We start from the raw sequence: 26,421 nt of genomic DNA on the forward strand, positions 1-26,421 counted from the left end.
TGTAAAATTGGTTATGCATACAGTTGCTTTGTCTTTCTTTTTTTGAAAAACAAAGTAGTTTGATACTTATAAAAACAAATTAAACTTCGGGTGGAGGAGAATGAATTTCGAATAATGGCTGGCCGATATTCTTCATCTTAAATCCAAAAAAAATCAGTTCACTTAAACGGTTAATGGTGTTGATTTTTTGAGAAGTATGTGGTAAAACATAAAAAGTAATTGAAATTCTTTTTTTGAAATGACTAGCATTATCCTCATCAGTATCTTCATTTTCAGGAATGGCATTTTCATATCCCAAAACTTTTTCAATAACAAGTTCGATTATACTTTCTTGATCATTGATTGCTAGATTTTCTGCTACATAAATAGGTGTGTTGTCGTTGCTATCAACGCTACAATTGAGAAGGTAAAGCGCTATAAAAGCACAAAAAAACCGTAGTCCTTTTATATTTCTGATGGATTCTAACACTTGGCAAAAATATAAATTTTAGCATAAGCTGAATTTTTGTTAACGTTTTATTAGGTTTGATTTTGAATTGGTGAGTAGCCCCAAGCATGATTTTTTGTAAAGATTGATGAGCCAATTAATTTTGTGTTGCGTTTTTTTTTAATCAACCGAAACTATATCTTTACTTTTAGATCTAACACCAAAAAAAGCATTTTATGGCTAATCGTCGAGACTTTTTGAAAACGGCTGCTATGGCTACTGCAGCGGCTGCTTTGCCTTCTTTAGCTGATGAAATTGTATCTCAAAAAGAGTCGTTTTCAACAAAAGGAACAAAACCTATTGTACTTTCTACCTGGAATTTTGGTTTGCAAGCCAATGTTGCTGCTTGGGAAGTGCTAAAAAATAATGGCAAAGCGCTTGATGCCGTTGAAGCAGGTGTGAAAATCCCAGAAGGCGATCCAACCGAGCGCAGTGTAGGTTATGGTGGAAGACCCGATCGTGATGGTCGTGTGACGCTTGATGCTTGTATCATGGATGAAAATTCGAATATTGGTTCAGTTGGTTGCCTCGAACACATCAAGCATCCTATTTCTGTAGCACGTGCCGTAATGGAAAAATCGCCTCATGTGATGCTTGTTGGCGATGGCGCCCTTCAATTTGCCTTATCGCAAGGATTCAAAAAAGAAAATTTATTGGTTGCCGATTCAGAGCGGGAATGGAAAGAATGGCTTAAAACAAGTGAGTACAAACCTATTGCCAATATTGAAAATCACGATACGATTGGGATGATAGCGCTTGACGCAAATGGCGATTTGTCCGGCGCTTGCACAACAAGCGGAATGGCTTTTAAAATGCACGGCCGTTTGGGAGATTCACCAATCATTGGAGCTGGTTTATATGTGGACAATGAAATTGGAGCGGCAACGGCAACAGGTCATGGAGAAGAGGTAATTCGTATTACAGGCTCACACTTGGTGGTTGAGTTGATGCGTCAAGGAAAGTCTCCGCAAAAAGCTTGCGAAGAGGCAGTTGCGCGCATTGTAAATTTGAGTAAAAAGCGCAACAAAGATTTAAAAGATATTCAAGTAGGTTTTATTGCCTTAAATAAAAAAGGAGAATATGGTAGTTATTGTTTGCAAGGCGGTTTTAATTACGCCGTGCATGACGCTACTGGAAACCGTTTGATTGATCCGCCTTATTTTTTAAAGTAATCTGAAAAATAAAAATGAGAGTTAGCTTGAAACGGTTTAAGTGCTCCTTGAAAAATCATAAAATCAAAAACCCGAAGTTGGCAAACTCCGGGTTTTCTTTTTGATAATTAACTACTAAAATCAATGCTAATTCGTTATGAAACTGCATTTGTTATAATTGTAAAGCCAGTTTTTTTTAATAATGTGGACGTAACTTTATAATTACATATTAGATATAAGACTACTTGTTGATGGGTTTGTTACACATTATGTCAACTTTTATTTGATTTTTATTTTTTGCTTCGTTGAAGTTAGCATTTACCTTTTCAATGAAAAATGAGATTTGTATTCTTTTTGGACGTTATCTTCAATATAAGAAATTGTAAACCAATAGTCATCGGCTGGCATTGGATTTCCGTTGTAAGTACCGTCCCAACCGTTGCCATTAGGGTCGAGTGTTTTTAAAAGTTTTCCGTAGCGATCAAAAATATAAAGATTTAGAATTCCTTCTCTTGGTATTCCGCTGATGTTCCAGGTGTCGTTATAACCGTCGTTATTCGGTGTAAAGAACTTTGGACTAGAAATTAATCTGATAAAAATAGGAGCGGTAACCAAGCCACAATTGTTTTCTAAAATTGTAATTTCATGTCGGCCACTTGGTACATTGGTAAAAACAGGGCTATCTTGATAAGGTCCGCCGTCAAGCGAATATGAAAAAACACTTTCACTTCCAACTAATATGCTCGGGATAATTGTTAATGTTTGATTATCAGTAAACCAACTACTAGTTGTGTAGGTGATAGCCGTTGGTAACGCAGAGGCAACAACTTCAAAAGGCACAGGTCCTGACGAACACCCAAAAATAGCAAGATTGATTACATTTAACGTGTAATTTCCTGGGCGGTTTGTGCTAAAGCTGGAAGATGTACCTACAAGGGTTCCAGTTTCGTCGCGCCATTCAAAGTCATATTGAGGTGCCGAAAAGCCACTTTCTATTACGGCATTGGTAGTGGTTCCGTTTGCAGTATCGATGCATATTGATGGTACTGTTAAAGTAGGTCGCGGGCTATCTGTTATTGTAATTGCAAATGGTTGTTCCGCAGGGCATAGCACAGTTGCTGTGGTACCTGATTCGCCATAGGCATAAATTGTTGTTGAGCTAGTAATTACATCTCTGGGGAAAAATTCAGTATTTGTTGTACTTGGTCCACCTGAATTGCGAAAATATCGCGTCACCTGAGCAGGATACGCGGGTAATGCATACGATTCACAGCGGGTAACCGGAGAAATCGGGGCAATTGCAGGTGTGTTGTAAATTGTAACTGTAAAAGCATCTTCGTCTGTACAATTTACTCGATTGTTATTTTCAACAAAAACATAAAATGTACTCGTGGTGGTGACAGGATTGTAAGGAGGTGTCAGTAGAACGCCTGTACCATTCGGACCGTTGGGTGCTGTGTAATAACTTCCCATACCTCCTATTGGTGGCAAATTATAACTGTTACATGCAAATTGATCGTCAATTTCGTTAACAAAAGTCACTAAAATATCAATGCTGTATTCAGAAACGCAAGTATTAGGACTGATTGCTGATGCATAAACATAAATCGTACGAGAAGAATCGATAACTGTACCAGCTGGCAACACTGGGTTAGTGCTTGATGGTCCGCCAGAAAAGGCATAGTATTCCCCGTTTGTTAGATCGTCTAGAATGTAAGGTTGTCCACAGCGAATTACTTCAGTTGGTTTTGCATCAACAGGAGGCGAACTGTTTATTGTTACAAAAAAATCTTCTTCGACAAAACAAGTTCCACTTGGAGCCCTGTCATAAAAATAGATTCGTTGTGATGTGATAATTGGTGATCCAACAGCAAGTAATTGTCCAGTTCCTAATGAGCCTGTGTAGTAGTTTCCAGCATGCGGCACGGCAGGTAAAAAATAAACATCACATTGCGGCGCAGTATCTGGGAAATTTGGTAATGGTTCGATATTAATTGTGATAGTGAAATTTAAATTATCGGTACAATTTTGTCCGGGAACATAGAACCATAAAGTAGTTGTCGTATTAATTAGAGTACCTGCAGGGATTACTGATCCGTTTCCTGCAGCGGCTGTTCTATATTCGCCTACTGTTAGTGCTGGAAGAAGGTAGGAAGAACATGAGTCAACATCTGTAGGAGGGCTAATGCTCGGAAGGCCAATAAAAATTTCAAACGATTCTTCTGAGACGCAGTTTACTGGTAAGGTTAAACTTTCTTTGTACGCGTATATCCGAGTGGTACTTGTAATGATTGTGCCAGGCAAAACTATAAAACCTGTTTTGTTGCTTCCGGTATAATATGTAGCTCCATTAGTATCAATAGGCATGATGTAGCTTGAGCAGGCAAATTGGTTGGCATAGGTAGGCAATGGTGTAAAAGGAATAATTGTTATTGTGAATTGTCGTTCCACAGTGCAATTAGGGGTACTGATTGTATCTTCGAACCAAACGTAAATTGTATTGTTTCCTCCATTATTGATGATAGTTCCTCCAGGTAAATTTACATTTCCAGCGGTGGTTGGTCCTCCACTTAGCGTATAATAACTAGCATAAGGTAATTCAGGCAATTGGTATTGTGTGCAATAAGTGCCTGAAGGTGGGGTAATATCATCCAAATCGGCTATTGTAACATTAAAAGGGTCTTGATTGGTACAAAGTGCCGACTGATTGTAAACGTATAAATTTCTCGTTGTGGTGGTAATTGTGTTTCCTGGAAAAAGTTGAGTACCGGTTCCGTTGGGCCCTGTCCAATATTGTGCCCCGGGACTGCTCAAATTGGGTAATGCGTATGCAGTACAAACAATAACATCAGGTAGAATATCGATTGATGGTAAAGGATCTACAACTAGTTGAAAACTGGTTGTGACAAAGCAGTTATTTTCGGAAATGTTTTGTAATCGCACCCAAATAGTGGCTGTTGTACTCAAAAGTTGATTACCTGTTTCTAGAACAATTATATCTGTATTGTTGTTGGCTCCTGTTGATGAGGAATGAAAACTGATTCGATTATACGTTGTATCTTGTGTACCGATGATGTCTGAAATCGCAGCTGATAAATCGAATATAGCGCTCAATGGAGATTCGAATGAATTTCTAGCACACAAGTTTAATGAAACAGGTTGTGCAGTAATTTGAGGAGAATCTACGACTTGAAGTTGAAACGATCTCACCTCAAAGCATAGCGTTGTTGGGTTTTGTACACGTGCATAAAATGTTATTCCATTTTGCGAGCTTGTAATAGTTTGACTTGTAGTAAGTCCTCCTATGTTGGCCTCCGCGTCAGCTTGTGATGAGTGATAAGAGATGATGGTTGATGCAGGCAAGTCATCGCTGGCTCCGGATGCGCTGTTTTCTTGATTCATTCCTGCTAGGATTATGTTACTCATTTGTGTCAAGTCAAAAGTATAATTACTTGCACCGGTATCGCAGCTGTATAGATTTGGCAAAACAGGTAAAATTCCAACTTGCGGATAAATTTCTACCAGAATATCATCGGTCACAGCCACACAACCAGGCTCTTGGTAGGTGACAGTATAACGATGTATTCCCGGTCCGATAAGCGGATTTAAATCATTGAGGTCAAGTGTCTCTGCCGTTTGCGCAGGTGAAATTGCTACACCTTCTTTGCTCCACGAAAATGTGGTACCTGCTGCCAAACCTGCTGCAGACAAAATAGGCAAAGTACTTCCTGGACAAAATGCTCTATTATTGGCAATAGTATAATCTAATCCTAAAACATCTTGACCAATATTAAAACTATTGGCTTGTAAAAAGATAGCTGAGTCGTAACCCGTGTTGGCCCCGCCATCTGCAATGACAATTTTAATACGGTAAACGTGATTAATATCCAGTGCTGTTGCAGATGCAAGCATAGGGATGGTTTGGCCGTTAAAGTTTATTGCTGGTCCAAAGCCACTACCGTTAAATGCACCAAAATAGTTAGCATTTGCTGAAGGACAATTGGGGTTATATGTCATGTCTCTGATAGTTTCGACAGATACAGGAATAGTGGTATTAGGAATTACTGCCAAGTTTTGCGCAGCGCCACTAGCAGTAAGATCCTCGAGCAAAAACGCAAATGCATCCGAAAAGTTGCATTGTGAAGTTCCGTATTCTTCGGAGGCAAATAAAAATGAAAAATTGAAATTACTTGTTTTTGGTTGAAAATCGAATTGAATAAAACTCGCATTGATTGAGTTTATGGAAACTCCTGATTGGGAAAGAAGAATTGATTCAAGACTAGTATCACCAGCCCATGCGGTAGTGCCATCGCTCAAAATGGTGTTATTGGGTCCAGGAATTCTGTTGACATCTCCCGTTGATAAAACTACACCACTCGCAAATGGGAAATTGGGATTGCTGTTCTCGAAATAACCAATACCATTGCTCGATCCAAATGAAGTTCCGGTACGGAATTGGATATTAGTTCCGGTAACACAAGGAGAGTTGATTAGCACTTGGTTAACTAATTGTTCTGTACTGTAGGTAGTTGTATTAATACTAACGGATTGACAATAAAGCTGGTAGGTTGACAAGAGCGAAATGAAAATAAGTAATTTTTTCATATCTAAGTTTGTTGTGTTTGTTACTCAAAAATAATCAAATTAGCTGAATTAACCTCTTTTCAATTGGTTTTGTTCGTAGGCTGGTTTCTGTAAACTATTTTTCAGACTTACAATTCCTATAAATATATCATCAAGCAATTTCGAGTTTCCGGCATTATACCTATCTTTGCACACTTAAATAAACACTTAAAATGTCATTACAACAAATTCTTACGCCGTCTATACAAAAAGCTGTCCAAGCTTTATTTGAAGTTACAATCGATAAAGTTGAATTTCAAAGTACTCGGAAAGAATTTGAAGGCGATATTACAATGGTTATTTTTCCTTTACTAAAAGTTTTAAAAGGTGCTCCAGGCGCTTCTAATCCCGTAGAATTAGGAACAAAAATAGGTGATTATCTTGTAGAAAATCTGCCAGAAGTAAGCGGTTTTAATGTAGTGTCAGGCTTCTTGAATATTGTGATTTCGGATAATTACTATCTTGATTTTTTCAGCAGTATCAAAGACAATCCATCTTATGGTTTTGTCTCTCCAACTGCTGATGCGACTGCAGTAATGGTTGAATATTCGTCGCCAAACACTAACAAACCTTTACATTTAGGGCACGTTCGTAATAATTTGTTAGGATATTCTGTAGCCGAAATCATTAAAGCATCTGGTAAAAAAGTTTACAAAACCCAAATCATCAACGACAGAGGAATTCATATCTGTAAATCGATGATTGCTTGGCAAAAATTTGGTAATGATCAAACTCCTGAATCAACTGGTTTAAAAGGAGATAAATTAGTTGGAAACTATTACGTTGCTTTTGATAAAGCGTACAAAGAAGAAATAGCGCAACTAATGAACGCGGGTAAAACCGAAGAAGAAGCCAAAAAACAAGCGCCAATTATGCTCGAAGCTCAAGAAATGCTTCAAAAATGGGAAGCTGGTGATGCTGAGGTGAAGGCACTTTGGGCTAAAATGAATCAATGGGTTTATGATGGTTTTGCCATTACATACAAAAATCTAGGAGTTGATTTTGATCGTTACTATTATGAAAGTGATACCTATTTATTAGGGAAAGATGTAGTTCAAATTGGACTTGAAAAAGGAATTTTCGAAAAAGATCCTGATGGTTCTGTGTGGATTGACTTAACAGATGAAGGTCTCGATCGTAAAATTGTGTTGCGTTCAGATGGTACTGCTGTGTATATGACTCAGGATATTGGTACTGCAATTCAACGTGTGAAAGACATGCAAGATGTAGGCGGAATGGTTTACACTGTAGGGAATGAGCAAGATTACCATTTTAAGGTGTTGTTTTTGATTTTGAAAAAATTAGGCTTTGAATGGGCTAAAAATTTATATCATTTGTCATATGGAATGGTAGATTTACCATCAGGAAAGATGAAATCTCGTGAGGGAACTGTTGTCGATGCCGATGATTTGATGCAAGAAATGACAAACACCGCGCAAAAAATTGCTGAAGATTTAGGGAAATTAGAAGCCTATTCTGACGAGGAAAAAGCGAAATTGTATAGCACCATTGGTTTAGGTGCTTTGAAATACTATATTTTAAAAGTTGATCCAAAGAAACGAATTCTTTTTAATCCAGAAGAGTCTGTTGATTTTGCTGGAAACACAGGACCGTTTATTCAATATACTTATGCTCGTATTCAATCGATTATTCGTAAAGCGACCTTTGATTATTCAAATAAAGTTTCATTAGATTCATTGCATGAAAAAGAAAAAGAATTGGTAAAACAATTGGAGTTGTTTCCTGAAGTGATACAAAATGCGGCTCAGCATCACAGTCCGGCATTGTTAGCCAATTATACTTATGACTTAGTTCGCGAGTACAATTCGTTCTACCAAGCAGTGCCTATTTTAGGTGAAGAAGATTTAGAAAAGAAAAAATTTAGAGTACAACTGTCTAAAAAAGTGGCCGATACTATTGCGGCATCTTTTAAATTACTGGGGATTAATGTTCCTGAGAGAATGTAAAATAAAGATCCAAAACGACTGCTTTCTGCGGTCGTTTTTTTGTTTTCAAAAAGCGTAAAAAGCCTTACTAATAATGTAAAGTTCTAATTGCCTAATTTCCTAATTAGTTTATCTTTGCATTTCAAAATAAATCAATACTATGTTCGATAATTTAAGCGATAAACTAGATAAAGCCTTTCACATACTTAAAGGTCACGGAAAAATTACCGAAGTAAACGTAGCCGACACTTTGAAAGAAGTGCGCCGTGCGTTACTTGATGCCGATGTCAATTTTAAAATTGCAAAGGATTTTACCACCAAAGTAAAAGAAAAAGCTATTGGTCAAGATGTATTAACTACGTTGCAACCAGGTCAATTATTGGTGAAATTGGTTAAAGATGAATTAACCGAATTAATGGGTGGCGATGTAGCCGGAATTAATTTGTCAGGTAATCCATCTGTTATTTTGATGTCAGGTTTGCAAGGATCTGGAAAAACTACTTTTTCTGGAAAATTAGCCAATTACCTTTTAACTAAAAAGAATAAAAAACCACTTTTGGTTGCCTGTGATATTTACCGTCCTGCGGCGATTCAGCAATTGTATGTTGTTGGGGATTCTATCGGTGTTGAGGTATATTCAGAACCAGAAAATAAAAACCCCGTTGAAATTGCTCAAAACGCAATAAAACATGCGAAAGCAAATGGGTTTAATGTTGTCATTGTCGATACCGCTGGTCGTTTGGCTGTGGATGAAGAGATGATGAACGAAATTGAGCGCGTACACAAAGCCATTCAACCACAAGAAACTTTGTTCGTTGTTGATGCTATGACGGGTCAAGATGCCGTAAATACTGCCAAAGCCTTCAACGACAGATTGAATTTTGATGGTGTTATTTTAACAAAATTAGATGGTGATACTCGTGGTGGAGCAGCGCTTTCTATCAAGACAATTGTAAACAAGCCAATCAAATTTGTAGGTACAGGTGAAAAAATGGAAGCAATTGATGTTTTCTATCCTGTGCGTATGGCCGAGAGAATTTTGGGTATGGGTGACGTAGTTTCCCTTGTTGAGCGTGCACAAGAGCAGTTTGACGAAGAGGAAGCGCGCAAAATTCAAAAGAAAATTGCCAAAAATGAATTTGGTTTTGATGATTTCTTATCTCAAATTCAGCAAGTAAAGAAAATGGGTAATATGAAGGATTTGGTAGGAATGATACCAGGTGCTTCAAAAGCCATGAAAGATGTGCAAATAGAGGACGATGCCTTCAAACATATTGAGGCCATCATCCACTCGATGACTCCATTAGAAAGAAGTAAGCCCGCTGTAATTGACGTGAAAAGAAAAGCGCGAATTGCAAAAGGATCTGGAACTAAAATCGAGCAAGTCAATCAGTTGATGAAGCAGTTCGACCAAATGAGCAAAATGATGAAAATGATGCAAGGTCCGGGCGGAAAAAACCTAATGAAAATGATGGGCGGTATGAAAGGCGGAATGCCAGGAATGCCGGGAATGAAATAAAATTTAGAAAGTCTTAAAGTCGTCATGATTTTAAGACTTTTGTCTTTACTATATTAAACAACACAACAATGCAACTACTAGACGGAAAAAAAACAGCAGAAGACATCAAAAGCGAAATTGCTGTTGAAGTACAAAAAATGAAAGCCAATGGTGAGAAAGTTCCTCACTTGGCAGCACTTATTGTAGGGAATGATGGCGCAAGCTTAACTTACGTAGGAAGTAAAGTAAAAGCCTGTGAAAGAGTAGGATTTGAGTCTACTTTGGTAAAAATGCCAAACACCACTACAGAAATTGAATTGCTTAAAAAGATCAAAGAATTAAACGAAGACGAGCAAATTGACGGGTTCATTGTGCAATTGCCTTTACCAAAACAAATTGACGAGCAAAAAGTCTTAATGGCAGTTGACCCAAGTAAAGATGTTGATGGTTTTCATCCGGAGAACTTCGGGAAAATGGCGCTTGACATGACCACTTTTATTCCTGCAACACCATTTGGTATTCTAGAATTGCTAGATCGCTACGGAGTTGAAACAAAAGGAAAGCATACTGTTGTTATTGGGCGTAGCCATATTGTAGGGAGGCCAATGAGTATTTTGATGGGGCGCAAAGGTTTTCCCGGTAACTCAACAGTTACACTTACACATAGTTACACCAAAAATATAGAAGAAATTACTATTCAGGCCGATATTATTATCACAGCTTTGGGTGTTCCTAATTATTTAAAAGCGGATATGGTAAAACCTGGCGCTGTAGTTATTGACGTAGGGATTACGCGCGTTCCTGACGATAACCACGAAAAAGGTTATGTTATTACTGGTGATGTCGATTTTGATCAAGTAAGCAAAAAAGCATCATTCATCACCCCAGTTCCAGGTGGAGTAGGACCTATGACTATTGCCATGTTGCTAAAAAACACACTCTTGGCAAGGGAAATGAAGAGAAATAAATAAAAAATTTTACATAGAAAGCCTCAAATTTATTTTTGAGGCTTTTTTTTGTCTTAAGAAGACCTTAAAATAAACCTAGCAAAAGCTTGTAATCTAAATTTAAAGAATACTTTTGCACCACTAAAAAATAAATGGTAATGGACGATTATTATTCGGAAATGTTAAACTAATGTAGCACTTGAACTATTTTCAGGAGGCTATACATAAACCTATAGAATTTTGAAATGAGAGCTTTTTACAAAAACAACAACGGATTAAGTGCCACTACTAATTGGACTCCAAACTGCTGGATCAATATCGAATGCCCTACCCAAGCAGAAAAAAAATACTTACTTGAAGAATTACAAATTCCCGAAGCATTTTATAACGACATTGAAGATATTGACGAGAGACCAAGGATAGAAATTGAAAATGGTTGGACGCTGATTATCATGCGAATTCCTGTGAAAAGCAACGATGTAAAGTTGCCTTTTCATACGATTCCTGTTGGTGTTGTTTTCAAAAGTGAAGTTTGTATCACCATTAGTTTTCATAAAACAGAAATGCTTTCTGATTTTGTGATTTACACCCAACGTAAAAAAATCGATATTAAGGACAACTTTGATTTGGTGCTCAAGCTATTGTTATCCTCTAGTGTTTGGTTTTTGAAATACTTGAAACAAGTCAATCAAAAGATAAAATTAGCCGAGGATAATCTAGAAAAATCAATCAAAAACGAAGAATTACAAGCTTTACTCCAAATAGAAAAATGTTTGGTTTTCTTTATGACTTCCTTGAAAGGCAATGATATTTTGCTGCATCGCATCAAAAATATCAAATCTCAAAAAGAGCATTTTGATTTAGAATTATTAGAAGATGTGGAAATAGAATTGCGCCAAGCCCAAGAAACCACCAATATTTATAGTGACATCTTAACCGGTACAATGGATGCATACGCCTCTGTGATATCAAATAATATGAATACGATTATGAAGCAAATGACTTCAATTTCGATTATTTTGATGATTCCCACCTTGATTGCCAGTTTATACGGCATGAATGTTCCCAACGATTTAGAGAACAACCGCTATGGCATCTGGATTGTAATTGCCGTATCTATTATGCTTTCGTGCTTTGGAGTATTTTTGTTCAAAAAGAAAAGATGGTTTTAAAAAGCATTATTTAAAAAAGATTATTTTTTCTTCTTTCTTTTCTTGGATTATACATTAAAAACAATAACTTTGTAGTTCAAAGTACTTTTATTATGAGTCACAATATGCAAGAAGATTTAGTTCACATTCGTTCCATGATGGAACGTTCTTCAAGGTTTATTTCCTTAAGCGGATTGTCAGGTGTTTTCGCAGGAGTATTTGCGCTACTTGGTGCGGGTTATGCAGCTTTTTTATTTGAGTCAAATGAGATGTCTTATTTTGATGGACTGGAAAAGGTGTACACTGATGATTTGATTTACAGACTTATCGTATTGGCGATTTTAGTTTTAGTACTAGCCCTTTTTTCAGGATTTCTATTCACTTATAAAAAGAGCAAGAAAAACAATTTACCAATTTGGACTTCTACCACCAAAATGATGCTTTTGCAATTGGCAATTCCTTTAGTAGTTGGTGGCGTGTTTTGTTTGGCATTAGTTTATCATGGTCTTTTTGTCTTTTTAGCGCCTGCTACTTTACTTTTTTACGGACTAGCATTGGTCAATGCGGGTAAGTATACGTACTCAGATATTCAGTATTTAGGTTACTTTCAATTATTTCTTGGTAGTCTTTCTTTATTTTTTCTAGGATATGGATTGATTTTTTGGACCCTTGGTTTTGGAGTTTTACATATAGTTTACGGAACTATTATGTTTAAAAAGTACGACTAATCATGGGTATAATCGACCAGTTAAATAAAAATTTCGAAAGCAGGATCCGTTTAGGGTTAATGTCCGTATTGATGGTAAACGATTGGATCGATTTTACAGAGATGAAAGCGCTCTTAAATACAACAGATGGAAATTTGGCCAGCCATTCGGCTACATTAGAAAAGGTGGGTTATATCGAAATCAAGAAAGAATTTGTAGGTAAAAAACCAAAAACCTCGTATCGAGTGACCAACATTGGGCGTGCTGCATTTACGGCGCACCTGAGTAGTTTAGAAAAATTATGGAAACCTAAATAAACTTTTTTTTAACCACTCACTTTGAAATACAAAGTGCTTTATATTTATTATTATGAAAAAACATCATTTAATTTTTGTGAGTTCTGCCATTTTTACAATCCTTTTTTATGACCAAAATTTAGGCCTCAATCTGGCACTTTTTGGGCTTTTGCTTATTTCTTTATTAGTGTATAATTATCGGGAGTCATTGAATTCATTGACTACTAAAGCTTTACTTATCACGTCAATATTATCGTGTTTGGCATTTGCTTGGTATGGTGATTTTCCTTCTTTCTTAGCACTTTCACTTTCATTATTGTCATTGCAGTATAAAACGCAACATGCAAAACTTAAAATCATTCAAGTTTTTGTAGTTATTATTGTCAATAGTTTTGCTTCGCTAGGACGTATTTTGATGTTTAGTCAATGGCTTCCTAAACAAGAGGTACAAGGTGATTTTGCAAAGAAATTGGTTGCATTTGTTTTAATTCCACTTCTTTTTATCGGATTGTTTTTTGGAGTATATGCTTTTGGTAGTGATTTATTTTCTTCTGTGTTTAATGACTATACGCTAGATGTTAATGTATTTCAATTGATTGTTATCGCTGTACTCGGGCTTTATGTGTCGTTTAGCTTTTGGAATTTTTGGGTTCCTGATTTTTGTATCAGTTTTAATTCCCAATTAGAAAATGAATTTGAAAGCAACTCGTACGATGAAAGTGATACTTCGTTTTCATGGCTTGATTTTGACTTTCAAAGGAAAAGCGGTGAAATTACTTTTGTTTTGTTGAATATTTTATTGCTGTTTTTTATCGTGACGTACAATTACGAACAGTTTTTTGAAATTCAAAATCGTACGCAGTTAAGTGCGGCAACTCACGAACGTGTTAACGCCGTTATTGTTTCGGTTTTAATGGCTGTGGGACTTATTTTACTGTACTTTCGAGCTAGGTTTACTTTTGATGCAACAACGAATAAACTGAAAGTACTAGCTAAAATTTGGGTGGTATTGAATGCGGTACTTGTTTTGTCTGCCGCTTTAAAAAATATGGAATATGTGCAGCAGTTTGGTTTAACCTATAAGCGATTGGGCGTTTTTGCCTTTCTGATTTTAGTATTTATCAGTTTATTATATACGTGGTTGAAAATTAGTTTACAAAAAACCAATGCGTACTTATTTAATCATATGGTTTGGTATGTGTATGGGGTACTTTTATTGTGCAGTTTTGTGAACTGGGGACAATTAATAACTAGCTATAATTTAGCTGTAAATAAAGGAGTAGATCCGGTTTTTATAAGTCGTTTAGAGTTTAATGACTCAAGTAGGAGAGACTATTTACAAGAAAATCAGTTAGATGGTCAACAGCCTGAAATGTATCGCGAAGATGAAATTAAAGAGTGTCAAGAACAGTCATTCTTATCGAAAGTGTTGTATTACGAAACATTGCAGTCTAAGTAACAAAAAAAAGCCAAATCTTATTCAAACAAGATTTGGCTTTTTGGTTTTAAAAAATGATATGTTTAAAAACACTATTTTGTTACGGGTAATCAATTGAGGTTTATTAAAAAAAGTAATTTAATAATCCCCACGTTTCTTAAACCTAGGATCGTCTCTTTTTATAAATTCGGTGCGCTTTCTTGGCGTTTCTACTTTTGGTAAACTAGCTTCTTCTGTTTTGCTGGATGGCTCGATAAGGGCGTTGAGTTCTTTTATCTCGGAATCGGTCAAATCACGGTAGCGCCCCACAGGAACATCGAGTGAAATATTGATAATTCGAATGCGTTTTAAGGCAGTTACGTCATAGCCAAGATATTCGGTCATTCTTCGGATTTGACGGTTCAAACCTTGGGTTAAGATGATTTTGAAAGTAAATTTACTAATTTGTTCTACCTTACATTTTCTGGTAACGGTGTCTAAAATTGGAACTCCATTGCCCATTCTTTCAATGAAACGATCAGTGATGGGTTTGTTTACGGTAACGGTATATTCTTTTTCGTGATTGTTACGCGCACGCAATATTTTATTTACAATGTCGCCATCGTTTGTCATGAAAATCAATCCTTCACTGGCTTTGTCTAAACGCCCAATTGGGAAGATACGCTTTGGATAATTGATGTAATCTACAATATTGTTGTGTACATCTAGGTTTGTGGTACACTCTATGCCTACTGGTTTGTTGAAGGCAAGATATACTGATTTTTCTGTTTTTTCACGAATTAATTTGCCGTCAATACGTACTTCGTCATGAGGACCAACTTTGGTCCCTAATTCGGGTACAACACCATTGATGGTAACACGACCTTCTTCGATGATTTTATCCGCTTCGCGGCGGCTGCAAAAACCGGTTTCTCCAATGAATTTATTGAGGCGTTTTAATTGATCTTCCATGCTGCAAAAGTAATGAATTTGCAATTTAAAATAGCTATTGATTGTGAGATTGGTTGTAGATCTGAGGTGTCAATTTTACGACGGATTTGCGTGAAGGATAGCAGCGGAAATCCTTTTTTGGGGCTTTTTTTGCCCAAAAAAGATTGTAGTGAATAGCCTGGTCGCCGCGGCGGCACGCCCTAATTTTGGATGAACTGACTAATTTTTTCGTATAAATTGTGATCGTGCATACTGTGTCCGAGACCAGTTGTGGTAATAAAAGTAGCGTTTTTCCAAGAGGTTGCGATTTTCTTTCCTTCGTGAATGAGTACTACTTGGTCTTGCTCATCATGGGCTAAAAGTCCTTGGGTTAAAATATTTTTCGCAAAATGTTGTCCTGCAAACTCATCTGTATTGAGTTGAAAAACATCTTGGTAATATTTTTTTAGGCCGGTTAAAACTCTAAAATTGAGACTTAATAGTGCGATGTAATTGTCTAAAATTATCTTGAAATCGCTCGGAGCGCCAAGTATAACCATTTTTTTTAAGTTATCGCTTTGGTAAACGGATTGGTAGTACAAACAGGTTTTGCCACCTAGCGAGTGTCCGATTAAAGTTTGTGGTTGAAAATGCTGTACCACTTGGTGTAAAAATTCGGCGTAATGCGGAATATTGAAGGTTGTTCCGCTAGAGAGTCCGTGCGCAGGTCCGTCAAGAGCTACAACGGTGCTGCCGGTTTTAGTGAGGTAAGGCAAGAGTTTTTCCCAGCGCGAGGCGTTGCTCTCCCAACCGTGTACCAATAAAATCACATGACTGTTGCCAGGCCAGGTATAGGTTTGTATTTTTTGATCTTGAAACGAAAGTGTTTGCGTTTGGGCTTGTTGCAGTACGGTGGGTAATTGGTCAAACTGTAACTTTCCATCACGAGGTTTGCTAAACAAGTTGTAGGCGAGTTGCACGGCTTTTGTTGGAGCAAGGTAACTGAGTAGGTTAATGTAGGCACCTACTGACTTGGTAAATATTTTATAGACTATCTGCTTGATCATAAAAAAAAGTCCCGATATCATCGGGACTTTAAAGGTATTATATTTTAGCGAACATTTGTTCCATTTTTTCTTTTTCTTCTTCAGCAAGAACGCTGTCAACAAGAATTCTTCCAGAATGTTCATCAGTGATGATTTTTTTTCTTGAAGCAATTTCTACTTGAGTTTGCGGTGGAATGGTAAAGAAAGATCCTGCAGATGCGCCTCTTTCAATTGAAACTACTGCCAAACCGTTGCGAACGCTGCTTCTAATTCTTTTGTAAGCATTTAATAAACGCTCTTCAATTTGTCCTTGGAACTCAATTGATTTTTGAGATAAGAATTCTTCTTCCTTTGCAGTTTCGGCCATGATAGCGTCCAACTCTGATTTTTTGTGTTTTAAGTGGTTGCTTTTTGCTTCTAATTTTTCTTTAGAATTAGCAATCACTTCTTTTTTGTGCTCGATAGAAGCTTTCATTTCTTTAATTTGCTTTTCAGCCAATTGAATTTCAAGTTCTTGAAACTCTACTTCTTTAGTTAAAGAGTTGAATTCTCTATTGTTACGAACAGTTTCCTGTTGTTTTGTATATTTTTTGATGGATTCTTTGTGCTCCTCAATTGCAATTTTTTTAGCTTTAATAAGGTCTTCAATTACTTCAAGTTCCCCTTTTAATTTTTCTGAACGTGTGCTTAAACCGGCCACTTCATCTTCTAAATCTTCAACTTCTAAAGGCAATTCACCTCTTACGTTTCTGATTTCGTCAATTCTCGAGTCAATTAGCTGTAAATCGTAAATTGCTCTTAACTTGTCCTCAACACTTAATTCTTTCGTATTCGCCATATTCTATAAGTACTTAACTGGATTTGAATTTTCTTCTGATAAAATAACGGCAAAATTAAGGATTTTTTTTCGAAGATACTCTACAATATAATTTTTTGTATAGCGTTCGCTTTCAAAATGTCCAATATCGGCTAAAAGAAGTTGGTTTTCGGCTTCATAAAACTGATGGTACTTTAAATCAGCGGTTAAATACGCATCGGCTCCTGCTCGAATCGCGTTTGCAATCGCGAAACTTCCTGCACCTCCCAAAACAGCTACTTTTTTGATCGGTTTTCCTGTAAAGGCTGAATGCCTGATGCCACCGCATTGCATTTTGTCTTTTACAAAAAGTAAAAAATCGGTTTCGCTCATCGGTTCAGGTAATTCTCCTATTTGACCCAAACCTATATTTTGATGCTTGTTTTGTAGTGTGTATATTTCGTGAGCAACTTCTTCGTAAGGATGACTTTCTAGCAAAGCTTTTAAAATTTTGCCTTCAAGATGTTTTTCGTAGGTTACTTCAATTTTAATTTCGTTGGCTTTTACCAATTCAAAACGCTCGCCAAGAACCGGATTGCTTTTTGCATTTCCTCTAAATGTTCCGATGCCATTGGAACTAAAACTACAATTTTCATAATTGCCAATTGTTCCTGCGCCTGCGGCAAATAGTGCTTCGAGTACTACATTTGCATTTTCGGGTGGTACAAAACTGGTGAGTTTGCGAATGTATTGATCTTTCGGAATTAGTATTTTGGTATTGATTAGTTGTAAAGCATCACAAAATATTTTGTTTACTCCGTCTTGGTGGTTGTCTAAAGCGGTGTGTACTGCATAAATGGCAATGTCATTTTTTATGGCTTTGATGATGGCGCGCTCTACGTATGTTTTTCCAGTTATTTTTTTTAATCCTGCAAATAATATAGGATGAAAACACACAATCATGTTGCATTTTTTAGTGATGGCTTCCTCAATAATATGTTCTAGCGCATCATGACACACTAGTACGCCCGTGGCCTCAACATTTTGGTCGCCCACAAGTAAACCTACGTTGTCAAAATCTTCGGCATAGGCTAGTGGTGCCATTTCTTCGAGAACACGGATAATATCTTTGATTTTCATAAATGTTTCAATTGAAAGGTAGAGCGTTTTGTGAAGAACAAAATAACGAATAAAGAAAAGAACATTAAAATAAAATATTCTACTTTCGTAAAATGAATTTACTTCGAAAACTACTTTTTCCGTTTGCTGTTTTGTACGGCGCTGTTACGGGTATTCGGAATTTTCTTTTTGATAAAGGAATTTTACAATCGTATTCATTTAAGTTGCCAGTGATTGCTGTTGGGAACTTGAGCGTAGGCGGAACCGGAAAATCTCCACAGATTGAGTATTTAATTCGGTTATTATCTTCAAAATATAAAGTGGCAACGTTGAGTCGCGGATACAAACGGGAGTCTCAAGGTTTTGTTTTGGCAAAAGCAAATGCGACAGCCAGTTTGTTAGGAGATGAACCGTATCAGTTTTTTAGAAAATTTAAAAACATACAAGTTGCAGTAGATAGTGACCGTAATAATGGAATAAATCAATTACTTTCGCAGGCCGAAATTCCGAAGGTCATTTTGTTAGACGATGCCTACCAACACCGCAAAGTAAAAGCAGGTATGTATGTGCTGCTCACAGCTTATGGCGATTTGTATGCGACAGATTGGATGTTACCAACTGGAAACTTACGCGAAAGTAGGGGTGGAGCAGACCGAGCGGCAGTGGTAATGGTAACCAAATGTCCTCCTGATTTGAGTTCTCAGGAACAAAAGGAGATAGAAAAGAAATTAAAATTAGGAGATAATCAACAATTGTATTTTACTGCAATTGGTTACGATGATGAAGTCTATGGTGAAGCAAGTACTTATTCAGTTGCTGCAATTTTAAAAACTGAAAAGGTATTGATAGCTGGTATTGCAAAACCGGAACCTTTTTTTAATCATTTAAAAAACACCAATGATGTTTGTTTGTCGTTTCCGGACCATCATAATTTTAGTGAAAAAGAAATAGAAGAAATTAAAAAAATAGCTCAAAACAAAATCATTATTACTACTGAAAAAGATTATGTTCGTTTGCAAGGTAGGTTGGCAGTTGACCAATTATTTTATCTGCCGATTCAAACTGTATTTTTACCAAATGCAACCTTATCAGGAAATGATTTTGATCAAACAATTTTAAATTATGTGGGAACAAGTACAAGAAACAGTTAGTTACATTCAAGATAAAATCAATTTTACGCCAGAATACGGTGTTATTTTAGGTTCTGGTTTGGGCAGTTTTACAACTGATATGGAGGTTTTGCATACTTTGCCTTATCATGAAATACCTAATTTTCCCGTTTCTACTGTCGAAGGGCATCAAGGAGCTTTGGTGTTTGGTACAATTGGCACCAAAAAAGTGGTAGCCATGCAAGGTCGTTTTCATTATTATGAGGGCTACTCAATGACCGAAGTTACGTTTCCGGTACGCGTGATGAAGTTTTTAGGAATTGATAAATTAGTCGTGTCTAACGCATCAGGCGGAGTAAATCCGAATTATCAAGTAGGATCTATTGTTATGATTACAGATCATATCAACATGACGCCTGAACATCCGCTAAGAGGGAAAAATGATGAGCGATTCGGTCCTCGATTTGTAAATATGAGTGAGCCGTATTCTCGAAAAATGATTGCAAAAGGTACGGAAATTGCTGAAAATTTAAATATTGACGTTCAGAGAGGAATTTATCTTGGTTTACAAGGTCCTACATTTGAAACCTTGGCAGAATATAAAATGGTTCAGATTCTTGGAGCCGATTGCGTTGGTATGTCAACTGTGCCAGAGGTGATAGTGGCCCGCCATATGGATGTAGAAACTTTTGGAATTTCTGTAATTACAGATATGGGAAATGCGGAAAGTATTGATACCATCTCTCATGACGAAGTATTAGAAGCAGCTAAAGCAGCTGAACCTAAAGTGCGTAGTTTAATTAAAGAATTGATCTTGAATTATTAATACTAGATCGTATTGCAATAAATATTGTTATTTTGAGTATTGCCAGGATGGTCAAAAAACAACTTTAAATTCTTTGTGATTTAAAAGTACACCACTGCTTTAAATATGTTGAGCAATTATTTTGTAAAATTCATCAGGAATAAATGGTTTTGTAATCACATCATTCATACCAAAAGAAAGAAGCATGTCACGATTTTCGTGAAGAGAAATGGCAGTTAAAGCAATTATTGGTGTGGTTTTGTTAAAATTTCTAATAGTTTGAGTAGCAATAGTGCCGTTTATTCCCGGTAAATGCACATCCATTAAAACCATATCAAAGCTTGATTTGCGCATCCTCTCAATAGCTTCTTCACCATTATCGATAACCTCGCAAACAATTTTCTTGTTGTGGAGCATCTTTTTTGTGATCATCTGATTGATTTTATTGTCCTCAACCAATAAGATTTTTTTGTTGGCCAAAAATTTATTGTCAACAGCATTGTCCAAGAGTATTACGGTTGCGGGTTTTTCGCCAATTTGAAATCCGAGAGTAAAAGAAAAAGTAGACCCTTTGTTTACTATACTGCTTAATTGAATTTCACCTCCAAGAATTTTGATCAACTTTTTTACAATGGTTAATCCCAAACCAGTTCCACCATATTTGCGATTTACTTCAATTGATCCTTGAGAAAAACTATCAAAAACACTTTCTAACTTATCAGCAGGAATACCAATTCCGGTATCTGTGATTTCAAAGTATATGAAAGCAGTTTCATTTTCGTTTTTTTCTAATTTTGCACGCACGTAAACCACTCCATTTTTGGTAAATTTTAATGCGTTGTTGATCAAGTTCAAAACAATTTGAGATAACTTTGTAGGGTCGCCAACAAGGTAATCCGGAATAGTATCGTCAATTTCTAGACTGAATTCATTATTGTTGACGATTGCTAATTCTTTTAAAGAATGTTTTATATTGCTCAAAAGTTGTTTTAAGTTAAAAGGAATCTGCTCAATTTCTAGTTTTTGTGATTCAATTTTGTTGATCTCTAAAATTTCATTAATAAATTTCGTCAGGTAATCACCAGAAAACTTTAATGAACTCAAGTAGTCAATTTGTGATTTTTTTGGATTTTCCTGTAAAAGTAAATGCGTGATACCGTTGATGGCATTCAGAGGAGTACGAAGTTCATGACTAACTGTAGATAAGAATTCTGCTCTGGCTTGCGATGCTTTTTCAGCTTTGTTTTTGGCGAGCTCTAATTCGTTGTTTTTTTCTTTCAACAATAAATTAGATTGATTTCTAATGATGTTGTTTTTGTAAAGAGAAAGACTCAATAATGATAAAATTGAAATTAAGGCAATTGCCAAAATGCTAATGAGCTTTGAAAATTTATTAGCTTTTTGTTGCTCGCGAGTTTCGTTGTTGAGCGCCTTAATTTCTTTAAGTTTTTCAGATTCTTTGAATTGAGTGTAATCGTCAATGCCTAATCTTTCGTTTGTAATTATTGCCAATCGTTCTTTTAGGTTGAGGTGCAACTTCAAATAGGTGTAGGCATTGTTCTTGTCTAAAATTTTATCGTGAGCAATACTCAAAGCAAGTAAAACCGCTGTTTTAAGTTCTAAATCATCTGTTTTTTGAGTTAGTTCTAAGGCTTTCTCTAAATAATTGATCGCTAAATTATAGTGCTTTTGTTCGATTTCAAAGTTTCCTACTTGGTACAAGGCAGTAGCTTTTGCAGGTAATAATTCGATTGCATCATTTTGTGCAATGATTTTACCAAAAACAATTGCTGCCTCTGCGTTTTTCTTTTTGGCTGCTAAGAGTAAACCTTTTTGAAGTAGTACTCTCTCGCTTTTATCGGTATATTTTAAAGTTTGATGTAGCTTATTTGCTTTATCTAAATGGGCAGCAGCGTTTTTATAATCGGATAATTCTTGATAAGTTGTAGCTAAATAAAAATGCATTTTGGCAGCAGCCAAAGTAGGTGGGACCGCATTAAAGAACCGGTAACTTCTTTCTAACGACTCTCGTGCATCTTTATATTTTTTTAGGTCAAAAAAAAGCTTTCCTAAATTAAAATGTTGTAATGCTAATGAAGAAACGTCATTAGCGTTGCTGGCCAATTGGATGGCTTTTTGAGTAAGATTTAAGGCGTTCTTGTAGTTGTTTTTTTGAACTGCGGCTTCAGATTGCTGACTGTATAGCAATATGCTATCTTTCTGCTCTTTCTTTTGAGAGAAAAGCAATTGCGTTAGCATTAAAATAAACAAAAAAGAGTATTTCATGCGCAGTTTAATAGGGTTAATTTTTTATTGAGATGTCAATAGGATCAAATCAATTATTCGAGATGAATATCCAATTTCATTGTCATACCAACCTACAACTTTTACCATTTTATCAATAACCGAAGTAAGTTGAGCGTCAAATATACATGAATTTTTGTTTCCTATAACATCAACTGATACAATTGGATCTTCGGTGTAATCTAAAATTCCTTTTAAACTGGTTGCTGCTGCATTTCTAAAGGCCATGTTTATGTCTTCAATACTCACTGCTTTTTTGACATTAAAAGTAATGTCTGTAAGTGAACCGTCAGGAACAGGAACGCGAATTCCACATCCTCCAATTTTGCCTTCAAATTCTGGAAAAATTTTGGTTAAAGCCTTTGCAGCACCCGTGGTAGTGGGAACTATTGATTGACTAGCGCCGCGCGCTCTTCGCAAATCTTTGTGTGGTTGATCATGTAAACTTTGATCAGTAGTGTACGAGTGTATGGTGGTAATGTATGCCTGTTCAATACCACAAAGCTCATTGATGACCTGTATCATTGGAGCGGCATTATTTGTGGTACAACTCGCATTTGATATTATAATTTCAGAACCATCTAAAATGTGTTCATTTACTCCTAGTACTACAGTTTTGATGGTGTCCACTTCTGATGGAGCAGAAAGAATCACCTTTTTTGCACCTGCTTCAATGTGTTGGAATAGTTCTTCGTAGGTTTTGAACTTACCAGTTGATTCAATAACGTAATCGATGTTACAATCTTTCCAGTTTAAGTTCGCTATGTTTTTTTCGTGAAAAAAAAGTACTTTTTTACCTCCAACAGATATACCTATGTCATCATGGCTTACAGTTTCGGATAAAACACCGTGTATACTATCGTATTTAACAAGATGTGCCATTGTTTTTTTGTCGGCAATATCATTGATAGCCACAACTTCAATGGTTGGGTGATTAAGGAGTAATCGGAATAAATTTCTACCGATTCTTCCAAAACCGTTTATAGCAATTCTAATCATAAGTGTAAAATTCTAAAGATGCCGCACACATTTTGTATTTGTGTTTTGCGGTTTACAAAATGTGTTTTTGTGCTTTGTATGACGAACGAACTAATGGGCCGCTCTCTACATGACGAAAACCAAGTTCCAATCCGTATTGCTCATATTTTGCAAATTGTTCTGGCGTGATGAACTCTTTTACCGGAAGGTGTTTTTTACTAGGTTGTAAATATTGACCAATTGTTACAACGTCTACATTGGCAGCTCTTAGGTCTCGCAAGGTTTGAAAAACCTCTTCTTCTTGTTCTCCTAAACCAAGCATTATACCTGACTTGGTACGATTGATACCTTTTTCTTTTAGGTAGCGTAATACTTCAAGGGTACGATCGTATTTTGCTTGAATTCGAACTTCGCGCGTAAGTCGACGAACTGTTTCAACATTGTGTGAAACTACTTCAGGGTTAGCTTCTACAATTCTATCGATATTTCTTTCTATACCTTGAAAATCTGGAATCAAAGTCTCAAGTGTTGTGTTTGGGTTCATTCTACGGATTGCTTTTACCGTTTCAATCCAAATGATTGATCCTCCATCCTTTAAATCATCTCGATCTACACTTGTAATTACTGCGTGTTTGATATTCATGATTTTGATAGAACGAGCAACTTTTTCTGGTTCATCCCAATCTACGGTTTCTGGTCGGCCAGTTTTAACACCACAAAATCCGCAAGAACGTGTGCATACATTTCCTAAAATCATAAAAGTAGCGGTGCCTTCGCCCCAACATTCACCCATATTTGGGCAACTTCCTGATGTACAAATTGTATTTAAGCTATATTTATCAACTAAACCTCTTAGTTCAGTATATTTTTGACCTATTGGTAGTTTTACTTTCAACCATTTCGGTTTTCCAGTTGGCAAAGCAGTATCTAAAACAGTTTCCATATTTTATTTTTTCAAAGTACAAAGATAGCGAATCTTGTTTGAAGATATCCTAATGTAAAATGCCTTTTAGTGGTCGTTCTACCTTGTATTAACCTTCCTAAAGATAGATTTAACAATTGTTCGTTTCCTTGGTATTGGAAATATTCCTTTCAAAGGTAAAAATGATTTGAAAGTTAGACTTATTGCAGAGCATTTTGTTTGTGATTTGGATAAAAATGTATCTTTGAAGTCACAATCAACAATAAATTTAGCAAATGAAAAATAATTTGAAAACTAGTTTAGTTTTAGGAACTTTCATGATGTGTCTATCTTCTCAGGCGCAAATTAATTTAAAAGAAGGAGCCTTGGGAGCTTTGAGTAAAGGTGTAGCTGGTTTTACTTTTAGCGATGCTGATGCGGCACAATTGTCAAAAGCTGCTGTAACTAAAATGGACGCTGAAAATACTGTGGCTGGACCTACAGATCCTTATACTGTGCGCTTGAATAGGGTTTTTGGTAAACACACTAAAAGCGAAGGCTATACTTTAAACTACAAGGTCTACAAGTTGAATGAAGTAAATGCATTTGCAACAGCAGATGGTAGTGTTCGTGTATATTCTGGTTTAATGGATATTATGGATGATAATGAACTTTTGGCTGTAATTGGTCATGAAATTGGTCACGTTGCCAATAGTGACACAAAAGATGCAATTAAGGCTTCATACAGAAAAGAGGCTTTAATAGGTTTGGCTGCTTCACAATCAGAAAAGGTTGCCGCTATCACCGATAGTCAATTGGGTAAAATTGGAAGCAGTATGATTGATAGTAAACACAGTCGTAAGCAAGAGTCTGAGGCGGATGAGTTTTCATATAACTTTATGAAAAGTAACGGTTACAATGTGAATGCAGTAGCTTCTGCTTTTTCGATTTTAGCTAAAATGAGCGAAGGATCGCAAGCATCATTTCTAGATAAAATGATGAGTTCGCATCCAGATCCCAAAGAGCGTGCTGAAAATGCTAGACTTAGAGCTGAGATAGATGGTTTGTTCAAGCCTTATGTACAGCAAAAACCAGTTGTTAAAAAGCCTGTGGTGAAAAAGCCGGTAGCAAAAAAGAAAAAATAGTTTTCTGGTATATAATCATAAAAAAAAGCAGAACATTGGTTCTGCTTTTTTTATGTCAAGACTTTAGATTTTTTAATTTAATTGCACTACAATTGGTAAGCTATATGCGGTTCGTACCGGTTTGCCATCTATCATTCCTGGTGCCCATTTTGTACGTAATGATTTAAGTACTCTGATAGCCTCCCGACCTAAACCGTGTCCGGGATCTCTTTTAACGGTAATGTCGGTCATGCTGCCATCTCGTTCGATAACAAATGCTACATATATTTTAATGATACCACTACCATCAATTTCTTGTTTTTCGAAATTGTTTCCCACATAGGTATAAAATTTGTTAATTCCTCCCGGAAATTCTGGTAATTTATCTAATGCAGCGCTTACTACTGCCGTGTTTCCTGCGTCAGTGCTAGGAAGTGTTCCTGTTGTTGCACCTGTGCTTGTGCTAGAATTTACTCCAATTGTTCCTGAGCCTTCACTTGCGGTAGGAGTATTTTCAATGATAGCAGCAGTTGTTGGAATATCTTGAGTAGCTTGATCTGTAGCTACTACCACAGGGTTTACAAATGGAACATTCTCTACCGGATTTGCTACTTGATTTTTAACAGGAGGCAAAGCGCGTTGAATAGGTTCTTCAACTCGAACAATATCAGTCACATTGATCGTTGTTTCTATAATTTCTGGTAGCAAGGGTTTTGTGATTTCACTCGGGTTGATGGCACGAACAATAGCAGGAACGCTTATTGCGGTTACCAAAACGCTCACACCAAAAAACAATGCTCTCAGAGTTGTTTTTGTACTCTCTTGACGCAATTGATAGGCGCCATACTCTTTGTTTCTGTCTTGAAAAACAAAATCAATCCAACCGGTTTCGTAAATGCTTAGTTTTGACATGATAATTAGATTTAGTGGTTAAGTACAATTAAATCATAAGCCAAGTGTTTTTATTATCAATAACGTAGTGATAGGAATTTTATTATCTAAATTTACTAATTTATTTTTAAATTGTGTAAGAAAATCTTAAGTATTTAACTTTTTTGTTGTGATGTATTTTATGCAAAAAAAACG

21 protein-coding genes are annotated in these 26,421 nt (G+C 36.3%); 11 read left to right on the top strand and 10 right to left on the bottom strand.

Annotated elements, in window-relative coordinates; all coding sequences use genetic code 11:
* Window positions 1-79 precede the first annotated feature (79 nt).
* Window positions 80-469 (bottom strand): hypothetical protein, encoded by a 390-nt coding sequence (locus G9Q29_RS09995; protein ID WP_166136521.1) that lies wholly within the window; start codon window positions 467-469, stop codon window positions 80-82.
* A 194-nt stretch (window positions 470-663) separates the two neighbouring features.
* Here G9Q29_RS09995 and G9Q29_RS10000 point away from each other — a divergent pair, with 194 nt between their 5' ends.
* On the top strand, window positions 664-1,659 hold the full coding sequence (locus G9Q29_RS10000) for an isoaspartyl peptidase/L-asparaginase family protein (protein WP_166136524.1): 996 nt from the start codon (window positions 664-666) through the stop codon (window positions 1,657-1,659).
* A gap of 297 nt (window positions 1,660-1,956) precedes the next feature.
* Here G9Q29_RS10000 and G9Q29_RS10005 read toward each other — a convergent pair whose 3' ends face one another.
* Window positions 1,957-6,243 (bottom strand): T9SS type B sorting domain-containing protein, encoded by a 4,287-nt coding sequence (locus tag G9Q29_RS10005; RefSeq protein WP_166136527.1) that lies wholly within the window; start codon window positions 6,241-6,243, stop codon window positions 1,957-1,959.
* A gap of 191 nt (window positions 6,244-6,434) precedes the next feature.
* Between G9Q29_RS10005 and argS the strand changes: the two genes are divergently transcribed.
* The 7 genes from argS to G9Q29_RS10040 all read left to right on the top strand — a co-directional run bounded on the left by argS (window position 6,435) and on the right by G9Q29_RS10040 (window position 14,265).
* A complete protein-coding gene (gene argS, locus G9Q29_RS10010; RefSeq protein WP_166136530.1) occupies window positions 6,435-8,228 on the top strand; it encodes an arginine--tRNA ligase in 1,794 nt (597 codons plus the stop codon).
* A 139-nt stretch (window positions 8,229-8,367) separates the two neighbouring features.
* Window positions 8,368-9,726 (top strand): signal recognition particle protein, encoded by a 1,359-nt coding sequence (ffh, locus tag G9Q29_RS10015; RefSeq protein WP_166136533.1) that lies wholly within the window; start codon window positions 8,368-8,370, stop codon window positions 9,724-9,726.
* A gap of 68 nt (window positions 9,727-9,794) precedes the next feature.
* Complete coding sequence (locus G9Q29_RS10020; RefSeq protein ID WP_166136536.1) at window positions 9,795-10,676, top strand: bifunctional 5,10-methylenetetrahydrofolate dehydrogenase/5,10-methenyltetrahydrofolate cyclohydrolase; 882 nt, start codon at window positions 9,795-9,797, stop codon at window positions 10,674-10,676.
* A 221-nt stretch (window positions 10,677-10,897) separates the two neighbouring features.
* Window positions 10,898-11,824: a magnesium transporter CorA family protein gene (locus G9Q29_RS10025; protein ID WP_166136539.1), complete on the top strand. Its 927-nt coding sequence runs from the start codon at window positions 10,898-10,900 to the stop codon at window positions 11,822-11,824.
* Window positions 11,825-11,916: 92 nt separating this feature from the next.
* Complete coding sequence (locus G9Q29_RS10030; RefSeq protein ID WP_166136542.1) at window positions 11,917-12,531, top strand: hypothetical protein; 615 nt, start codon at window positions 11,917-11,919, stop codon at window positions 12,529-12,531.
* Window positions 12,532-12,533: 2 nt separating this feature from the next.
* Complete coding sequence (locus G9Q29_RS10035; RefSeq protein ID WP_166136545.1) at window positions 12,534-12,827, top strand: winged helix-turn-helix domain-containing protein; 294 nt, start codon at window positions 12,534-12,536, stop codon at window positions 12,825-12,827.
* A gap of 52 nt (window positions 12,828-12,879) precedes the next feature.
* Window positions 12,880-14,265 (top strand): DUF4153 domain-containing protein, encoded by a 1,386-nt coding sequence (locus tag G9Q29_RS10040; protein ID WP_166136548.1) that lies wholly within the window; start codon window positions 12,880-12,882, stop codon window positions 14,263-14,265.
* A 117-nt stretch (window positions 14,266-14,382) separates the two neighbouring features.
* Here the strand turns inward: G9Q29_RS10040 and rluF are convergent, their stop codons facing one another.
* From rluF to G9Q29_RS10060, 4 genes are all read right to left on the bottom strand, one after another.
* Window positions 14,383-15,195 (bottom strand): 23S rRNA pseudouridine(2604) synthase RluF, encoded by an 813-nt coding sequence (gene rluF, locus G9Q29_RS10045; RefSeq protein WP_166136551.1) that lies wholly within the window; start codon window positions 15,193-15,195, stop codon window positions 14,383-14,385.
* Between the two features lie 179 nt (window positions 15,196-15,374).
* Window positions 15,375-16,220 carry an alpha/beta fold hydrolase gene (locus G9Q29_RS10050; protein ID WP_166136554.1) on the bottom strand — a complete coding sequence of 282 codons (846 nt, stop codon included), beginning with the start codon at window positions 16,218-16,220 and terminating at the stop codon, window positions 15,375-15,377.
* A 37-nt stretch (window positions 16,221-16,257) separates the two neighbouring features.
* Complete coding sequence (locus G9Q29_RS10055; protein ID WP_166136557.1) at window positions 16,258-17,037, bottom strand: zinc ribbon domain-containing protein; 780 nt, start codon at window positions 17,035-17,037, stop codon at window positions 16,258-16,260.
* Between the two features lie 3 nt (window positions 17,038-17,040).
* Window positions 17,041-18,135, bottom strand: coding sequence for a Nif3-like dinuclear metal center hexameric protein (locus G9Q29_RS10060; RefSeq protein ID WP_166136560.1), 1,095 nt, complete (start codon window positions 18,133-18,135; stop codon window positions 17,041-17,043).
* Between the two features lie 92 nt (window positions 18,136-18,227).
* Here G9Q29_RS10060 and lpxK point away from each other — a divergent pair, with 92 nt between their 5' ends.
* Both lpxK and G9Q29_RS10070 read left to right on the top strand, forming a co-directional pair.
* The gene (gene lpxK / locus G9Q29_RS10065) at window positions 18,228-19,265 is read left to right on the top strand and encodes a tetraacyldisaccharide 4'-kinase (protein ID WP_166136564.1); all 1,038 of its coding nucleotides are present in this window, start codon (window positions 18,228-18,230) and stop codon (window positions 19,263-19,265) included.
* Window positions 19,237-20,049 carry a purine-nucleoside phosphorylase gene (locus tag G9Q29_RS10070; RefSeq protein WP_166136567.1) on the top strand — a complete coding sequence of 271 codons (813 nt, stop codon included), beginning with the start codon at window positions 19,237-19,239 and terminating at the stop codon, window positions 20,047-20,049. The genes lpxK and G9Q29_RS10070 overlap by 29 nt, the downstream gene beginning before the upstream one ends.
* A gap of 99 nt (window positions 20,050-20,148) precedes the next feature.
* Here G9Q29_RS10070 and G9Q29_RS10075 read toward each other — a convergent pair whose 3' ends face one another.
* The 3 genes from G9Q29_RS10075 to lipA are packed head-to-tail and all read right to left on the bottom strand — an operon-like array spanning window position 20,149 to window position 24,253.
* Window positions 20,149-22,314, bottom strand: coding sequence for a tetratricopeptide repeat-containing hybrid sensor histidine kinase/response regulator (locus tag G9Q29_RS10075; RefSeq protein WP_166136570.1), 2,166 nt, complete (start codon window positions 22,312-22,314; stop codon window positions 20,149-20,151).
* Window positions 22,315-22,338: 24 nt separating this feature from the next.
* Window positions 22,339-23,331, bottom strand: a complete 993-nt coding sequence (gap, locus tag G9Q29_RS10080) for a type I glyceraldehyde-3-phosphate dehydrogenase (RefSeq protein ID WP_166136573.1) — start codon at window positions 23,329-23,331, stop codon at window positions 22,339-22,341.
* A gap of 52 nt (window positions 23,332-23,383) precedes the next feature.
* On the bottom strand, window positions 23,384-24,253 hold the full coding sequence (gene lipA / locus G9Q29_RS10085; RefSeq protein WP_166136576.1) for a lipoyl synthase: 870 nt from the start codon (window positions 24,251-24,253) through the stop codon (window positions 23,384-23,386).
* Between the two features lie 254 nt (window positions 24,254-24,507).
* On the opposite strand from lipA, the gene G9Q29_RS10090 reads away from it, so the two are divergent.
* Window positions 24,508-25,356, top strand: a complete 849-nt coding sequence (locus G9Q29_RS10090) for a M48 family metalloprotease (RefSeq protein WP_166136579.1) — start codon at window positions 24,508-24,510, stop codon at window positions 25,354-25,356.
* Between the two features lie 72 nt (window positions 25,357-25,428).
* Here G9Q29_RS10090 and G9Q29_RS10095 read toward each other — a convergent pair whose 3' ends face one another.
* Entirely contained in the window at window positions 25,429-26,247 is an 819-nt protein-coding gene (locus G9Q29_RS10095; RefSeq protein WP_166136582.1) for an energy transducer TonB, read from the bottom strand.
* Window positions 26,248-26,421: the final 174 nt, after the last annotated feature.

The organism is Flavobacterium turcicum (genome assembly GCF_011365745.1).
Taxonomy (GTDB): Bacteria; Bacteroidota; Bacteroidia; order Flavobacteriales; family Flavobacteriaceae; genus Flavobacterium; species Flavobacterium turcicum.